Source organism: Streptomyces sp. NPDC034043 (genome assembly GCF_055575675.1).
Window position 1 is genome coordinate 365,748 of record NZ_JBVISF010000006.1, and the last position, 13,964, is coordinate 379,711.

Genomic DNA, 13,964 nt, shown 5'->3' on the forward strand with positions numbered 1-13,964 from the left:
TCAGTAGCAGTCCATGCGCGATCCGTCGGTCGACGCCTCGGTGTACACGTGGATCCAGGTCCGGGGCGCGGAGCCGGCCGGCTCGGGGCCGGGGTCCACCCGGTAGAACTCGCGGAGGTCGGCGGGTGACTCGAAGGTGACGACGACGCTGGGCCGGTCCGGGGATTCGAAGCAGGACACGGGGTTCCCGCCCGCCGGCACCGGTCCGCTCCGCGGAACCGGATGCCAGCCCGCCGCGGGGAGCTCCCGCGCGTAGTACGCCAGTACGTCCGCGGCGCTCCCGTCGTACACGTACAGCCGGTCCGCGCTCAGCCAGGCGTCCCCGCTGTCATCGGTGCAGGTGGCCCCGTCCGTCGCGCCGCCGTGGAGGGGCCTGGACCCTGGCGGGTGCAGGTCCAGGGCCGGCAACTCGTCGAGGGCGGCCACTTGCGGACCGGTGCCCTCACATGTCGTGAAGGGCGAGAGGTAGGAGCATCCGCTGAGCGCGGCCGCGGCGAGTACGGCCACGAGCAACAGCCGCAACCCAGTCATGTTCATGGCGGAATTATGCCTACCGGCCGGCTCGGTCGACGCGGGGCTCCTCAGGCGTGCTGCATCGACGTGTGCCGGCAGTATTCCCGCTGACACCGGGCGTCGAGGCCGCCGTCGTCGTCAGGCGCGAGGAACTGACTGCACGTGCAGACATAGCAGTACAGAGGACCACCGGGATCGTAGCCCGCCTCCCGCAGACGGGCCGCGGCGGCCTCGCGCACCGAACGGCTGTGGTTCTCCAGTTCGGCGAATTCGGACCCATTGCGCGTGAACGCCTCGCGTTGGGCGTCGGTGAGGTGCGGCGGGTCCTCGTCGCTGGGCGTGTGCACCACCCAGCGGGCCGTGTGGGGTGGGGTGAACTCGACGTTGTGTTCGCCCGCCGCCTGGGTGGCGGCCTCTTTCGTGGGGAACAGCATGTGGACGTTGAGGTCTTCCTCCGGGCAGTACACGTCCCACGCGGTGCGGGAGCGGGATCCCGTCGGGGTGGGCTGCTCACTGGGATTCGTCATCGGAAAAGCCTCCGTGCAGGGGCCGTGCCGAGGTGCCGGGCCGAACGGAAGCAGCGGCGGAGGTGCCCGGTTCTCAGGGAATCGCGAAGGCGACGGACGGGTTGCCCGGGCACGCCGGCCTCGGCTGAGCGCAACTCCATTGTCCGGCCGGTGACACGGGCCTGCCACTGGAGAAGTCCTCCCGCTTCACCTCCCCCTTTCGCCGCGGCACCCGTCCACGGGCCATCAGATGATCGGAAGGATACGGCCCGGCGGGCCGCCCGGACTGGGGGAGACCCGCAATCCCCCGGAGGAGCCCACCGCCATGACGGACGCCACCCAGGACAAGCGCGCCGCGACGGAGCACGAGAAGTGGAAGGCCAAGGGCGTCGCCCTGCGCGCCTTCTTCTACATCGCCGGTACGCACGGGTTCGCCGGTTTCATCATGATGCTCTTCTACCTGGGCGAGCACGCCCAGAAGTAGCCGGCCCGCGCGGGACGGCCGGGTCCGCGGATCCGCCACCGGGGAACGCCCGTGCCGTGCCGGCCGGTACCGGCGCGGCGCGGGTCCCACCACGGCGGTTAGGGTGACCGCGTGAACCTTTCTTCCGCTCTTCCGCGTTCCTTCCGGCTGCTCGTCACGGGTGGGGGGACCGGCGGCCACACCTATCCCGCCCTGACGGCGATCCGTACGTTGCAGAGCCGCCTCGCGGCCGCCGGCAGCACCCTGGACGTGCTGTGGATCGGGACCGCCGACGGTCTCGAGGCGCGGGTCGCCCCCGCCGAGGGGATCGCGTTCCGGACCGTCGCCACGGGGAAGATCCGCCGCTCGGCGAACCCGTTGAAGATGCTGTCCGCGGCGAACATGAAGGACATGGCGAAGGTGCCGCTCGGCGTGGCGCAGGCCCGCACCATCGTCTCCGAGTTCGCTCCGGACGTCGTGCTGGCCACCGGCGGATACGTCGCGGTGCCGGCCGGTCTCGCCGCGCGGATGTGCAAGCGTCCGCTGGTGCTGCACGAGCAGACTGTGCGCCTGGGTCTGGCCAACCGGAAGCTGGCCGGATCGGCCACGCGCATCGCCGTCTCCTCGGAGTCCTCGCTGCCGCTGCTCCCCGCCGAGGTGCGCGGGCGCGCCGTCGTCACCGGCAACCCCGTCCGCCCGGAAGTGCTCTCCGGGCACCCCGACAAGGCCGTGCACGCGCTGAACCTCACCGGGTTCGACCGCCGGCTGCCGACCGTCTACGTCACCGGCGGCGCGCAGGGCGCCCAGCAGATCAACGGCGTGGTGCGCGAGGTGCTGCCGTGGCTGCTGAGCCACGCGAACGTGATCCACCAGTGCGGCCCGGCCAACGTCGACGAGCTCCGCTTCGCCGCCTCGGGCCTGGACCCGGTCCTGGCGGGCCGTTACCACGTGACCGGGTTCGTCGGCCCGGAACTGCCGGACGTACTGGCGCTCGCCGACGTGGTGCTGTCCCGGTCCGGGGCGGGCACGCTGGCGGAACTCACCGCGCTGGGCAAGCCGGCGGTGTTCGTCCCCCTGGCGACCTCCGCCGGCAACGAGCAGGCCCACAACGCCCAGCACCTGGCCGACGCGGGCGCCGCCGTCGCCCTGCTCGGCGAGGTGACCGGCCAGAGCCTCGCGGACGCGGTCGGCCCGCTCCTGACCGACCCGGGCCGACGGGCACAGATGGCGGAGCGCGCCCGCGCGTACGGACGGCCGGACGCCGCCGAACGGCTCGTGGACGTACTGCTGGCCGCGGCCGCCGGCTGACCGGCCGCACACGGGCTCCGGGCCCGGCGGTCGGTGACGCCCCGCCCGCCGGGTTCTCCCCCGCCCGCCGGGTTCTCCTCCACCCCCTACCCGGGTATGACATCCGGCTTGGCTCTCCGGTCCGACGTGCCGCCGGGTACCTCCTTCCTACCTTCCTCCTCGTCAACGGCCCCTCCTCGGGGGCCGCCACGAGGAGAGGGGGAAGGGCATGCGCCGCTTCGGCAGGACGGCCCTCGCGGCCGCGCTGGCGTTGGCCGTCGTCGCGGGAACCGCGGGATGGGCCACCGGTGACGGCCGGCCGGCCGTCACCGGGCCGCCGCCCGGCAGCGCCGCCTGGCGGGCGGCATCGGTGGGCGGGCGGGCGCTGCCCGATCCGGCGGGGGCCTCCCCGGGCGAGGTGGCCCGGTTCTTCGCCGCCCTGGACGGGGACGCGCGCCGGGAGCTGGTACGGGCGCATCCGCTCGTGGTCGGCAATCTGGAGGGGGCGCCGCTCCCCCTGCGGTACGAGGCCAACCGGATGGCCGTCCTCGCCACGGGTGAGGCCCGCTACGCCTCCCTCGCCGGACCGGACCGGCAGATCCTGGCCTTCGACCCGCGCGGGCGGGGTCAGGTCGCCGAGGTGTTCGGGGACCTGGAGCGGGCGGCGCACGTCTCGGTGATCGTGCCGGGCTCGGACAACGACGCCTCCACCCATGACGCGCCGCGCGCCCCGCACACCGGGCCGGCCGGGATGGGGCGTGCGCTGCGGGCGGCCGCCGGCGGGACGACCGCCGTCGTCGCGTGGACGGGCTACACCACTCCGGTGGGGGTGGGTCCGGACGCGGCGACCGGGCGGCTCGCCGAGGCGGGCGCGGTCCGCCTGGCCCGTTTCACCGCCGGGCTGGACGCGGTCGGCGCGCCCGACCCGGTGCTGTTCTGCCACAGCTACGGCTCGGTGGTGTGCGGGCTGGCGGCCCGCCACACGGACGCCACCGACGTCGTGGTCCTCGGCTCCCCCGGCATGCGCGCGGACAGCGCCGCGGGCCTGGGCACCCGGGCCCGCGTCTGGGCGGCCCGCGGGCCCTCCGACTGGATCGCGGACGTGCCGAACGTCGCGTTCGCGGGTCTCGGGCACGGCGCCGACCCGGTCTCACCCGCCTTCGGCGCGCGCCGGGTGCCGGCGTCCGACGTCCTCGGCCACGCCGGCTACTTCGCGCCCGGCACCCGGTCCCTGGCGGCGTTCGCCACGATCGCGGCAGGGGAGGTCCGGTGAGCGCGCCGACCAGGCTGCGGGACGCGGCGCACCGGATCGACGGGCAGACCCCCGCCCACCGGGACCGGGCGCTCGACGGCCTGCGCGCCCTGGCCCTGCTGGCGGTGCCGGCCGGGCACTGGCTGCTCGGCGGGTTCACCCTCGACGCGGACGGCGGCCTGCACAACGCGAGCCCGCTGTCGGCCTTCGGCGCTCTCGCCCCGGCGAGCTGGGTGCTCCAGATGCTCGGCGTCTTCTTCCTGGTCGGGGGCCACGCCTCGGCGCTCTCCTTCCGCCGTCGCACCGGTTCGACGGGGGCCTGGCTGAAGGGGCGGATGGTCCGCCTGGGACGGCCGGTGCTCGGGGTGACGGCGGTGTGGGCGCTGGCCGCGCCCGCGCTGTACGCGGCGGGCGTGCCCGAGGCCACCCTGCGGACGGGGGCCACGCTGGTGGTGCAACCGCTGTGGTTCGTCGGGGTGTACGCGGTGGTGACGGCCCTGACCCCGTACTGCGTGCGCGCCGCGCACCGGCTCGGCGGGTGGGCGGCGGCTCCGCTGCTCGGGTCGGTCGCGGTGGTGGACTTCCTGCGGTACGGGCCGTTCGCCGGCTCGGTGCCGTCCTGGCTGTCCGTGCTGAACGTCCTGCCGGGCTGGCTCTTCGCGTACCAGCTGGGCGTCGGCTGGGGCGAGCGGCGGATCGGGCGGCGCGGGGCGTGGCTGCTGCTGGCGGGCGGGGCCGTGCTGTTCGCGGCGCTGCTGCTGGTGTTCGGCTATCCGGCGTCGATGGTCGGGGTGCCCGGTGCGGAACGGACCAACTCGCATCCGCCGTCGCTGCTGGTGCTGGCGCTGGCCGCGGCGCAGTCCGGGGCGGCGATCCTGCTGCGGGACCGGCTGGCGGGGCTGCTGGCCCGGCCGGCGCTGTGGGCGCCGGTGGTGGTGGTCAACCTGTCCGCGATGACGATCCTGTGCTGGCACCAGACCGCGATGCTGGCGGCGGCCGTTCCGGGGGCGCTCGCGGGCGAGGTGGCGGGACTGACGACGGCGCCCGACACCCTCGGCTGGATCGCGGCGCGGGCGGCGTGGCTGCCGCTGTTCGCGGTGCTGCTGGTGGGCATCGCCCGTTACGCGCGCCGCTTCGAGGCGCCCCCGGCCCGGGGCCGCCGGGCCCCGGCGGTACGCCGTACCGTGGCGGGGCTGCTGGCGGCGGGCTTCGCGGTGTTCGCGCTGGGCCTGGCGTGACGGGGGCCAGGGGGACGGGGGCCGGGGGGAGGAGGGAGGAGGGCCGGGGGGAGGAGGGCCCCGGGGCGGCCCCTCCCCGGGTCAGTGCCCGCGCAGCGCGTCGGCGGCGGGCCCTTCGCCGGCCACCTCGAGCCGGCCCTCCTCGACGGCCCGTGCCACGGTGAGCGTCCCCTCGCCCAGTTCCCGGCAGGTGTCGGCGTCGAGCACCAGGCGGGCGTCCGGCGCCTCCGCGGGCCCGTCGCCGTACGCGGGTCCGGCCCCGTCCGCCGGGCCGTCGCCGCCGATGCGGACGTGGAACACGCCCTCGTCCAGGACCACGTCGACGACGGCCGGGACCCCGGGCGCCGGGAGGCGGCGCAGCAGGGGCAGGGCGTACCAGTGCGCGCGCAGCGCGTCGGTGGGGCGGCGTTCGGCGAGTTCGGGGGCGCCCCATTCGGCGAGCGCCGTGAGCACGGGCAGCAGTCCCGCGCCGCGCGCGGTCAGTTCGTACACCGTCGCGGCCGCCGGCGGGGGGAGCTTGCGGCGCGTCGCGAGGCCCTGCGCCTCCATGTCCTTGAGCCGGCCGGCCAGTACGTCCGTGGAGACTCCGGGCAGGTCGGCGTGGAGGTCGGTGTACCGGCGGGGGCCGGCCAGCAGTTCCCGGACGATCAACAGGGTCCAGCGGTCCCCGACCGCGTCCAGGGCGCGGGCCGAGGCGCAGTACTGGTCGTAGCTTCGACGGCGTGGCTGACGTGGTGACATGCAGCGCAGTCTAGACAACATGTTGGACTTTCCAAGCTCTTGCTTGGTAAAACCAAGCAAGAAGTGCGGAGTACGGGAACAGGGAGGGCACGGCATGGAGTTCCGGCAGTCGAGCAAGCTCAGCGAGGTCTGCTACGAGATCCGGGGACCGGTGATCGAGCACGCCAACGCGCTCGAGGAGGCGGGCCACAGCGTGCTGCGCCTCAACACCGGCAACCCGGCCCTGTTCGGCTTCGAGGCGCCCGAGGAGATCGTCCAGGACATGATCCGGATGCTCCCCAAGGCCCACGGGTACACCGACTCGCGCGGGGTGCTCTCCGCCCGCCGGGCCGTCGTCCAGCGCTACCAGGCCATCGGCCTCACCGACGTGACGGTGGACGACGTCTTCCTGGGCAACGGAGTCTCCGAGCTGGTCTCCATGGCCGTCCAGGCGCTCCTGGAGGACGGGGACGAGGTGCTCATCCCGGCCCCGGACTTCCCGCTCTGGACCGCCGTCACCACCCTGGCGGGCGGCAGGGCCGTGCACTACGTCTGCGACGAGGCCGCCGACTGGTACCCGGACCTCGACGACATGGCGTCCAAGATCACGGACCGCACCAAGGCCGTGGTCATCATCAACCCCAACAATCCCACGGGCGCCGTATATCCCAGGGAAGTCCTGGAGGGCATCCTCGAACTCGCCCGCCGCCACGGGCTGATGGTCTTCGCCGACGAGATCTACGACCAGATCCTGTACGACGACGCCGTCCACCACAGCACCGCGGCCCTCGCCCCCGACCTGGTCGTCCTCACCTTCTGCGGGCTGTCGAAGACGCACCGGGTGGCGGGGTTCCGCTCCGGCTGGCTGGTGGTGAGCGGTCCCCGACAGCACGCGCGCAGTTACCTGGAGGGCCTGACCATGCTCGCCTCCATGCGGCTGTGCGCCAACGCCCCGGCCCAGTACGCCATCCAGGCCGCCCTCGGCGGGCGCCAGTCCATCAAGGAGCTGACCGGCCCGGGCGGCCGTCTCCTGGAACAGCGCGACCGGGCCTGGGAGAAGCTGAACGAGATCCCCGGGGTGTCCTGCGTGAAGCCGAAGGGCGCGCTGTACGCCTTCCCGCGCATCGATCCGAAGGTGCACCCGATCCACGACGACGAGCGGTTCGTGCTCGATCTGCTGCTGCGGGAGAAGATCCAGGTCGTCCAGGGCACCGGCTTCAACTGGCCCCGCCCCGACCACTTCCGGATCCTGACCCTGCCGTACGCCGACGACCTGGACGCCGCGATCAGCCGGATCGGCCGCTTCCTGAGCGGCTACCGCCAGTAGGAGCGGGCGGGCGAGGCGCACCACCACGAGCGAGAGCACCGTTCCCGATGGGGAGCGGTGCTCTCGTCATGTCCTCGTTCCGCTGCCGTCAGGCGATGGAGGCCGCCACGACGGCGGCTACGGCGAGGTTGCAGGAAGCGGTGACCCAGACGGCCGGGTGCGGCTCCGGATCCACGACGATGGCGCCGAGCTTGCCCGGCGTCACCAGGTCCAGCACCAGGAAGGCCACGGCCATCAGGACGAGACCGAGGACACCGAAGGCGGCCGTGGACACCAGGCCCTTGCCGAAGTCCTCGTAGGTCGTCCAGATCGAGGTGAAGACGATGCCGCCGATACCGAGGAGCGCCGAGCTGAGCAGGAGGGCCGCGTTGCGGTTGCGCTCCTCCCAGATCTGCTTCGGGAGCTTCCCGGGCGTCAGCACGTCCACGAGGACGATGCCGAGGATCAGCAGCACCAGACCGAGGGCGCCGTAGGCGCTCGTACGGCCAAGTCCGTTGACGATGTCGCTCATTGAGAAGCCTGTCTCCGCGTGGGTGGGAAATGATGGGCCAGGGCGTGCCGTGGGGAGGCCGAATCTATCGCACGGCCCCCGCCCCGGACCATGGGGAGGTCAGGAAATGGCAAAGGTCAGGGCCGCGCGGACCCGGGAGGCGGCGGCGCCGACGGCGCTGGTGATGCGGTCGGAGGCGTCCTCGGGGCGCGGCGCCGGATCCTCGCCGCGTGCGCGCCGCGGCTGCGCGTACGGGAGGCGGAGCCGCCCGCCCGCCGGATCGCGGTGGCCGAAAACCCGCGCGGGGAGGCAGTGGCGGGGCGATGAAATCCCGTCAGGGCCCGCGCCGTTGGATCCGGCGGAGTGAGCGCACGCGATTCCTTGACCCGAAGTTTGGTTGAGGTTCTAGCGTGGGGGTATGGACATGGAAGTCACCGCCTGGCATTCGCTGCACAGCGCGATCAACGCCCAGCAGGACCGCCGCCCGCTCTCCCGGGCGAGCCTGCGGCGGATCGCATCCTTCGCCCGCCCGCACCGGCGGGGGCTGACCCTCTTCCTGCTGCTCAGCGTGGTGGGCGCGCTGCTGGCGGTGGCCACTCCGCTGCTGGCCAGCCGGATCGTCGACACGATCGTGGGGCACGGGGACGACGGCGATGTCATCCGCCTCGCGCTGCTCATCGCGGTGATCGCGGTGGCCGAGGCGGGGCTGGGCCTGCTGACCCGGAAGCTGTCCGCGACCCTCGGCGAGGGGCTGATCCTCGATCTGCGCCGGGCGGTCTTCGACCACGTCCAGCGGATGCCGGTCGCCTTCTTCACCCGTACCCGGACGGGCGCGCTGGTCAGCCGCCTCAACAACGACGTGATCGGCGCCCAGCGGGCCTTCAGCAACACCCTCTCCGGGGTGGTCTCCAATCTCGTGACCCTGCTCCTGACGCTGGGCGTGATGCTGACCATCTCCTGGCAGATCACCCTGCTGGCCCTGGTGCTGCTGCCGGTGTTCGTGCTGCCGGCCCGCCGGATGGGGGCCCGGATGGCGGGGATGCAGCGGGAGGCGGCGGCGCTGAACGCGGCGATGGGAACCCAGATGACGGAACGGTTCTCCGCCCCCGGCGCGACCCTCGTCAAGCTGTTCGGGCGGCCCTCCGACGAGTCCGCCGAATTCGCGGCCCGCGCCGCCCGGGTCCGGGACATCGGGATCCGGACGGCGATGGCCCAGTCGGCCTTCATCACCGCCCTGACCCTGGTCTCCGCGCTGGCCCTCGCCCTGGTGTACGGCCTGGGCGGGTACTTCGCCCTGCGCGGCACCCTGGAGGCCGGCTCCGTGGTCGCCCTGGCCCTGCTCCTGACCCGGCTGTACGCCCCGCTGACCGCGCTGGCCGGGGCGCGGGTCGAGGTGATGAGCGCCATGGTCAGCTTCGAGCGGGTCTTCGAGATCCTCGACCTGGAGCCGCTGATCGCCCAGAAGCCCGACGCCGTCGCGGTGCCCGAGGGCCCGGTCGCGGTGGAGTTCGACAAGGTCTCCTTCGGCTACCCCTCCGCCGACAAGGTCTCGCTCGCCTCCCTCGAGGAGGTGGCCGCGCTCGACGCCCGCGGCGGCACCCAAGTGCTCCACGAGGTGTCCTTCCGCGCCGAGCCCGGTCAGATGGTCGCCCTCGTCGGTTCCTCCGGCGCCGGCAAGTCGACCATCGCCCAGCTGCTGCCGCGGCTGTACGACGCCGACGCGGGCGCGGTCCGCCTGGGCGGCGTCGACGTACGGGACCTCACGGCCGACTCCATCCGCGACACCCTCGGCATGGTCACCCAGGACGGGCACCTCTTCCACGAGTCGGTACGGTCCAACCTGCTGCTGGCCCGGCCGGAGGCGGGCGAGGACGAGCTGTGGGACGCCCTGCGCCGCTCCCGCCTGGACGGACTGGTCGCCTCCCTCCCGGACGGCCTGGACACCGTCGTCGGCGAGCGCGGCTACCGGCTGTCCGGCGGGGAGCGCCAGCGGCTGACCATCGCCCGGCTGCTGCTGGCCCGGCAGCGGGTGGTGATCCTCGACGAGGCCACCGCCCACCTGGACTCCACCTCGGAGGCGGCCGTGCAGGAGGCCCTGGCCGAGGCCCTCTCCGGCCGGACCGCCGTGGTGATCGCGCACCGGCTGTCGACGGTCCGGGCCGCCGACCTGATCCTGGTGGTGGAGGCCGGCCGGATCGTGGAACGCGGCACGCATCCCGAACTGCTCGCGGCGGGCGGCCGGTACGCCGAGCTGTACCGGACCCAGTTCGCCGCACACGGCGCGGCCGCGGCCGGCTGAAGCACACCAGGCCCCTCTTGCCGCCGGGCGCCGCCTCAGGGGGCGAGTACGTCGAGTTCGTCCAGGGCGCCGAGGGCGATCCGGCGGGTCAGGGTCTCGGCGGCGGCCGCGTCGCCCTCGCGCACCGCTTCGGCGACCCGTACGTGGAGGGTGACGGCGGCCGGGTCGGGGTCGTGGAACATCACGGCGTGCCGGGTGCGGCCGGTGAGGACCTCGGCGACGATGTCGCCGAGCCGGGCGAACATCTCGTTGCCGGAGGCGTCGAGAACGGTCCGGTGGAAGGCGATGTCGTGGTGGAGGTAGCCCTCCAGCTGGTGGCCGCGGGAGGTGCGGACCATGCCGAGGGCCGCCTCGGTGAGCCGCGCGCACTGCTCCGGGGTGGCGTGGGAGGCCGCGAGACCGGCGGCGACGGGTTCGACGGCGGAGCGCAGGACGGTCAGAGACCGCAGCTGGCGGGGACGGTCGGCGCCGGCGAGGCGCCAGCGGATGACCTGCGGGTCGTAGACGTTCCACTCCTCGGCGGGGCGGACGGTGACCCCGACCCGGCGCCGGGACTCGACGAGCCGCATCGACTCCAGGACGCGGACCACCTCCCGGACCACGGTGCGGGAGGCGTCGAACCGCCCGGCGATCCCGTCCGTGCGCAGGACGCTGCCGGGTGGGTACTCGCCCGCCGTGATCGCGAGGCCGAGGGTGTCCAGCACCTCGGAGTGGAGTCCTCGGCCCGGACTGCCTTCGGTGGTCATGGCGTAAGCGTACGGTGACGCCCCGACGGGCAAAAGATACGACGTTTTCCCGCCCAGCCCTTGAATAAGTACTACTTAATGGGCTTCAGTGGTGCTCCCACTCCTGACGACGAGGACAGCGAGGTACGACGTGGGCCCCCAGCGCGTCATTGTGGTGATGGGCGTCGCCGGCACCGGCAAGACGACCGTCGGCCGGCTGCTGGCGGAGGCGCTCGGCCTTCCGTACGCGGAGGGCGACGCCTTCCATCCGGCGGCCAACGTGGCGAAGATGTCGGCCGGCACCCCGCTGGACGACGCCGACCGGTGGCCCTGGCTGGACGCCGTCGGCGAGTGGATCCGCAACCGGGCCGCGCAGGACGGCGGCGTGGTCGCCGCCTCCTGCCTCAAGCGCTCCTACCGCGACCGGCTGCGCTTGGCCGCTCCGGACGCCGTGTTCGTCCACCTCACCGGGGACCGGCCGCTCATCGAGAAGCGGATGGCGGACCGCAGGGGGCACTTCATGCCGCCCTCCCTGCTGGCCTCCCAGTTCGCCGCGCTCGAACCGCTCGGCGCGGACGAGCGCGGGATCGCCGTCGACGTCTCCGGCACGCCCGAGGAGATCACCGAACGGGCGCTGGCCGCCCTCCGGCCGCCCCGTCACCAGAGCTGACCGCTCCCCGAGAGAGACAGAGGAACCCCACCGTGACCGGTCTCGGCGTCGAGACGCTGGCAGCGGCCGCCCCCGCACCCATCACCTCGGCCGGCGACGCCCAGCTGGGTGTCGCCGTCCTCGCGGGCATCGCCGTCATCGTCCTGCTCATCACCCGCCTCAAGATGCACGCCTTCCTCGCCCTGACGGTCGGTTCGCTCGCCCTCGGATCCTTCGCGGGCGCCCCGCTGGACAAGACGATCGCGAGCTTCACCACGGGCCTCGGCTCCACGGTCGCGGGCGTCGGCGTCCTCATCGCCCTCGGCGCGGTCCTCGGCAAACTCCTCGCCGACTCCGGCGGGGCGGACGAGATCGTGGACACCATCCTCGCCCGCGCGCGGGGCCGGGCCATGCCGTGGGCCATGGTGCTGATCGCCTCGGTGATCGGGCTGCCGCTCTTCTTCGAGGTCGGCATCGTGCTGCTGATCCCGGTGGTGCTGCTGGTCGTCCGGCGCGGCGGCTACTCGCTCATGCGGATCGGCGTCCCCGCGCTGGCCGGCCTGTCGGTGATGCACGGGCTGATCCCCCCGCACCCCGGCCCGCTGGTCGCCATCGACGCCCTGCACGCGGACCTGGGCGTCACCCTCGCCCTGGGCGTCCTCGTCGCGGTACCCACCGTGGTCATCGCCGGGCCGCTGTTCTCCCGGTACGCGGCGCGCTGGGTGGACGTCCCGGCGCCGGAACACATGGTCCCGCAGCGCCCCTCGGCCGGGCTCGAACAGCGCCCCCGGTTCGGGGCGACGGTCTCCACGGTGCTGCTGCCGGTCGCGCTGATGCTGGTCAAGGCGCTGGTCGACATCGTCGTCGACGACCCGGACCACGCCGTCCAGAAGGTCACCGACGTCGCGGGCTCCCCGCTCATCGCCCTCCTCGCCGCCGTACTGGTGGGGATGGTGACCCTCGGCCGGGCCGCCGGGTTCAGCCGGGCGGCCCTGTCGTCCACGGTGGAGAAGTCACTCGCCCCGATCGCCGGGATCCTGCTGATCGTGGGCGCGGGCGGCGGTTTCAAGCAGACGCTGATCGACGCGGGGGTGGGCCGGATGGTCCTGGACCTCTCGCAGGACTGGGCCGTCCCGGCCCTGCTGCTGGCCTGGCTGATCGCGGTCGCCATCCGGCTGGCCACCGGCTCGGCGACGGTCGCCACCATCTCGGCGGCCGGCCTGGTCGCGCCGCTGGCGGCGGGCATGCCGGCGACGGAGACCGCCCTGCTGGTCCTGGCGATCGGGGCGGGCTCGCTCTTCTTCAGCCATGTCAACGACGCCGGGTTCTGGCTGGTCAAGGAGTACTTCGGGATGAGCGTCGGACAAACCCTCAAGACCTGGTCGGTGATGGAGACCATCATCTCGGTGACCGGGCTGGGCTTCGTCCTGCTGCTGTCACTGGCCCTCTGACAAGCCGTTCCGTACGAGCGACCGCGCCCGCCCGTTCCGTACGAGCGACCGTGCCGGTCCGTTCAGCCCAGCGGGCCCCGTCCGCGCCGCAGGTGGGCACCCTCCAGCTGGGCCGCCGCCAGCGCGAGGCCGGCTGCGGCGCGGGCGCAGCGGTCGGCGAGGACGGCGACCTCGGCGCGGAAGGCGTCGGCCTCCTCTCCGCGCCACTTCAGGGCGGCCGCCCCCGCCCGCAGCCTGCGGGCGTGGGAGCGCAGGGCGGCGGAGTGGGTGCGCAGGCCGTCCGCCGGGGCGGGCCGGCTCGGCCGGGGACAGTCGCTCACGGGCTCCTCCGGGGGTTCGCGGGGGCGGCCGGTCCGGGGCCGCGGGCGCAGAGGGCCCGCAGGGCGGCGCCGAGGCCCAGCAGGGGCCGGGCGGGGGCGGCCCGGCCGGTGGCCACCTGCCAGCCCGCGTGGTCGTTGAAGGGGTTCCCGTCGGTCAGGGCGTCCCAGGCGAGGATGTCCGCGAAGGACGGGGACAGCAGGGCGAAGGCCTGCCCGGCCCCCCGCTCGCGCAGCAGGGTGCGGAAGCCGCGGGCGGCGTCGGCCTGCCGGTGCTCCGCGACGGCGCGCAGCACGGCGGCGCAGTCCGGGTCGGCGAGCATTTCGGGGCGGCCCTCGCCCGCGGCGCGGATCCGCCCCTTCAGCCCGCAGACGGCGGTGCTGACGGCGAGGTTCTCCCGGCGGCCCAGGATCCCGGCGAGCCATCCGGCCCGGGCCAGGCCGCGTCCGCGCGGGGCCCAGCCGAGCCCGGCCGGGTCGGTGAGGGTGCGCAGCAGGGTCCGCCAGGCGCGGCGCCTGCTTCCGCCGCGCCCCACGGGTGCCCCTGCCGTGAGGCGGACGCCGAACGCGAGCCCGGAGGCGTACCGGGCGGCCTCGCCCACGGCGTCGGCGGCCTCGGCCAGGTCCCGGCACAGGGCGTCGAGCGTGCCGGCGTCCGGGTCGGTCGCCTGGGCGGTCGCGGCATCGGACATGGGTTCCTCGCGGGGCTGCGTGCGGTGACTTCGGG

At 74.0% G+C, this 13,964-nt stretch carries 15 protein-coding genes; 8 read left to right on the plus strand and 7 right to left on the minus strand.

Annotated features, from left to right (window positions below):
* Together ACZ51S_RS18000 and ACZ51S_RS18005 are read right to left on the minus strand one after the other, a co-directional pair.
* Nucleotides 1–537 (minus strand): hypothetical protein, encoded by a 537-nt coding sequence (locus tag ACZ51S_RS18000; RefSeq protein WP_468803072.1) that lies wholly within the window; start codon nucleotides 535–537, stop codon nucleotides 1–3.
* Nucleotides 538–581: 44 nt separating this feature from the next.
* Nucleotides 582–1,040 (minus strand): hypothetical protein, encoded by a 459-nt coding sequence (locus ACZ51S_RS18005; protein WP_468803073.1) that lies wholly within the window; start codon nucleotides 1,038–1,040, stop codon nucleotides 582–584.
* Nucleotides 1,041–1,344: 304 nt separating this feature from the next.
* Between ACZ51S_RS18005 and ACZ51S_RS18010 the strand changes: the two genes are divergently transcribed.
* From ACZ51S_RS18010 to ACZ51S_RS18025, 4 genes are all read left to right on the plus strand, one after another.
* Nucleotides 1,345–1,503 carry a DUF6126 family protein gene (locus ACZ51S_RS18010; protein ID WP_468803074.1) on the plus strand — a complete coding sequence of 53 codons (159 nt, stop codon included), beginning with the start codon at nucleotides 1,345–1,347 and terminating at the stop codon, nucleotides 1,501–1,503.
* Between the two features lie 111 nt (nucleotides 1,504–1,614).
* The gene (locus ACZ51S_RS18015) at nucleotides 1,615–2,790 is read left to right on the plus strand and encodes a UDP-N-acetylglucosamine--N-acetylmuramyl-(pentapeptide) pyrophosphoryl-undecaprenol N-acetylglucosamine transferase (protein ID WP_468476589.1); all 1,176 of its coding nucleotides are present in this window, start codon (nucleotides 1,615–1,617) and stop codon (nucleotides 2,788–2,790) included.
* Between the two features lie 208 nt (nucleotides 2,791–2,998).
* Nucleotides 2,999–4,042 carry an alpha/beta hydrolase gene (locus ACZ51S_RS18020; RefSeq protein WP_468803075.1) on the plus strand — a complete coding sequence of 348 codons (1,044 nt, stop codon included), beginning with the start codon at nucleotides 2,999–3,001 and terminating at the stop codon, nucleotides 4,040–4,042.
* A complete protein-coding gene (locus tag ACZ51S_RS18025; RefSeq protein ID WP_468476587.1) occupies nucleotides 4,039–5,259 on the plus strand; it encodes an acyltransferase family protein in 1,221 nt (406 codons plus the stop codon). Before ACZ51S_RS18020 ends, ACZ51S_RS18025 begins: the two co-directional genes overlap by 4 nt.
* A gap of 81 nt (nucleotides 5,260–5,340) precedes the next feature.
* On the opposite strand, the gene ACZ51S_RS18030 is transcribed toward ACZ51S_RS18025, so the two are convergent.
* Nucleotides 5,341–6,000: a winged helix-turn-helix transcriptional regulator gene (locus ACZ51S_RS18030; RefSeq protein ID WP_468803077.1), complete on the minus strand. Its 660-nt coding sequence runs from the start codon at nucleotides 5,998–6,000 to the stop codon at nucleotides 5,341–5,343.
* 94 nt (nucleotides 6,001–6,094) lie between these two features.
* On the opposite strand from ACZ51S_RS18030, the gene ACZ51S_RS18035 reads away from it, so the two are divergent.
* Entirely contained in the window at nucleotides 6,095–7,306 is a 1,212-nt protein-coding gene (locus ACZ51S_RS18035; protein WP_468476585.1) for a pyridoxal phosphate-dependent aminotransferase, read from the plus strand.
* Nucleotides 7,307–7,394: 88 nt separating this feature from the next.
* On the opposite strand, the gene ACZ51S_RS18040 is transcribed toward ACZ51S_RS18035, so the two are convergent.
* Nucleotides 7,395–7,817, minus strand: coding sequence for a DUF350 domain-containing protein (locus ACZ51S_RS18040; RefSeq protein WP_388940168.1), 423 nt, complete (start codon nucleotides 7,815–7,817; stop codon nucleotides 7,395–7,397).
* A gap of 397 nt (nucleotides 7,818–8,214) precedes the next feature.
* Between ACZ51S_RS18040 and ACZ51S_RS18045 the strand changes: the two genes are divergently transcribed.
* Nucleotides 8,215–10,095: an ABC transporter ATP-binding protein gene (locus tag ACZ51S_RS18045; RefSeq protein ID WP_468476584.1), complete on the plus strand. Its 1,881-nt coding sequence runs from the start codon at nucleotides 8,215–8,217 to the stop codon at nucleotides 10,093–10,095.
* Between the two features lie 35 nt (nucleotides 10,096–10,130).
* Here ACZ51S_RS18045 and ACZ51S_RS18050 read toward each other — a convergent pair whose 3' ends face one another.
* Nucleotides 10,131–10,841 (minus strand): FadR/GntR family transcriptional regulator, encoded by a 711-nt coding sequence (locus ACZ51S_RS18050; RefSeq protein WP_468476583.1) that lies wholly within the window; start codon nucleotides 10,839–10,841, stop codon nucleotides 10,131–10,133.
* Nucleotides 10,842–10,998: 157 nt separating this feature from the next.
* Here ACZ51S_RS18050 and ACZ51S_RS18055 point away from each other — a divergent pair, with 157 nt between their 5' ends.
* Together ACZ51S_RS18055 and ACZ51S_RS18060 are read left to right on the plus strand one after the other, a co-directional pair.
* Nucleotides 10,999–11,490, plus strand: a complete 492-nt coding sequence (locus tag ACZ51S_RS18055; RefSeq protein ID WP_468476631.1) for a gluconokinase — start codon at nucleotides 10,999–11,001, stop codon at nucleotides 11,488–11,490.
* A 32-nt stretch (nucleotides 11,491–11,522) separates the two neighbouring features.
* On the plus strand, nucleotides 11,523–12,920 hold the full coding sequence (locus tag ACZ51S_RS18060) for a GntT/GntP/DsdX family permease (RefSeq protein WP_468803078.1): 1,398 nt from the start codon (nucleotides 11,523–11,525) through the stop codon (nucleotides 12,918–12,920).
* Nucleotides 12,921–12,982: 62 nt separating this feature from the next.
* On the opposite strand, the gene ACZ51S_RS18065 is transcribed toward ACZ51S_RS18060, so the two are convergent.
* Both ACZ51S_RS18065 and ACZ51S_RS18070 read right to left on the minus strand, forming a co-directional pair.
* Entirely contained in the window at nucleotides 12,983–13,240 is a 258-nt protein-coding gene (locus ACZ51S_RS18065; protein WP_468803080.1) for a hypothetical protein, read from the minus strand.
* Nucleotides 13,237–13,929, minus strand: coding sequence for a hypothetical protein (locus ACZ51S_RS18070; protein ID WP_468803081.1), 693 nt, complete (start codon nucleotides 13,927–13,929; stop codon nucleotides 13,237–13,239). The genes ACZ51S_RS18065 and ACZ51S_RS18070 overlap by 4 nt, the downstream gene beginning before the upstream one ends.
* Nucleotides 13,930–13,964 lie beyond the last annotated feature (35 nt).

Bases quoted from the DNA above. Each gene is read 5' to 3' on its own strand.
- ACZ51S_RS18000 (WP_468803072.1), bottom strand. From the start codon at position 537: ATGAACATGACTGGGTTGCGGCTGTTGCTCGTGGCCGTACTCGCCGCG.
- ACZ51S_RS18005 (WP_468803073.1), bottom strand. From the start codon at position 1,040: ATGACGAATCCCAGTGAGCAGCCCACCCCGACGGGATCCCGCTCCCGC.
- ACZ51S_RS18010 (WP_468803074.1), top strand. From the start codon at position 1,345: ATGACGGACGCCACCCAGGACAAGCGCGCCGCGACGGAGCACGAGAAG.
- ACZ51S_RS18020 (WP_468803075.1), top strand. From the start codon at position 2,999: ATGCGCCGCTTCGGCAGGACGGCCCTCGCGGCCGCGCTGGCGTTGGCC.
- ACZ51S_RS18030 (WP_468803077.1), bottom strand. From the start codon at position 6,000: ATGTCACCACGTCAGCCACGCCGTCGAAGCTACGACCAGTACTGCGCC.
- ACZ51S_RS18035 (WP_468476585.1), top strand. From the start codon at position 6,095: ATGGAGTTCCGGCAGTCGAGCAAGCTCAGCGAGGTCTGCTACGAGATC.
- ACZ51S_RS18040 (WP_388940168.1), bottom strand. From the start codon at position 7,817: ATGAGCGACATCGTCAACGGACTTGGCCGTACGAGCGCCTACGGCGCC.
- ACZ51S_RS18045 (WP_468476584.1), top strand. From the start codon at position 8,215: ATGGACATGGAAGTCACCGCCTGGCATTCGCTGCACAGCGCGATCAAC.
- ACZ51S_RS18050 (WP_468476583.1), bottom strand. From the start codon at position 10,841: ATGACCACCGAAGGCAGTCCGGGCCGAGGACTCCACTCCGAGGTGCTG.
- ACZ51S_RS18055 (WP_468476631.1), top strand. From the start codon at position 10,999: ATGGGCGTCGCCGGCACCGGCAAGACGACCGTCGGCCGGCTGCTGGCG.
- ACZ51S_RS18070 (WP_468803081.1), bottom strand. From the start codon at position 13,929: ATGTCCGATGCCGCGACCGCCCAGGCGACCGACCCGGACGCCGGCACG.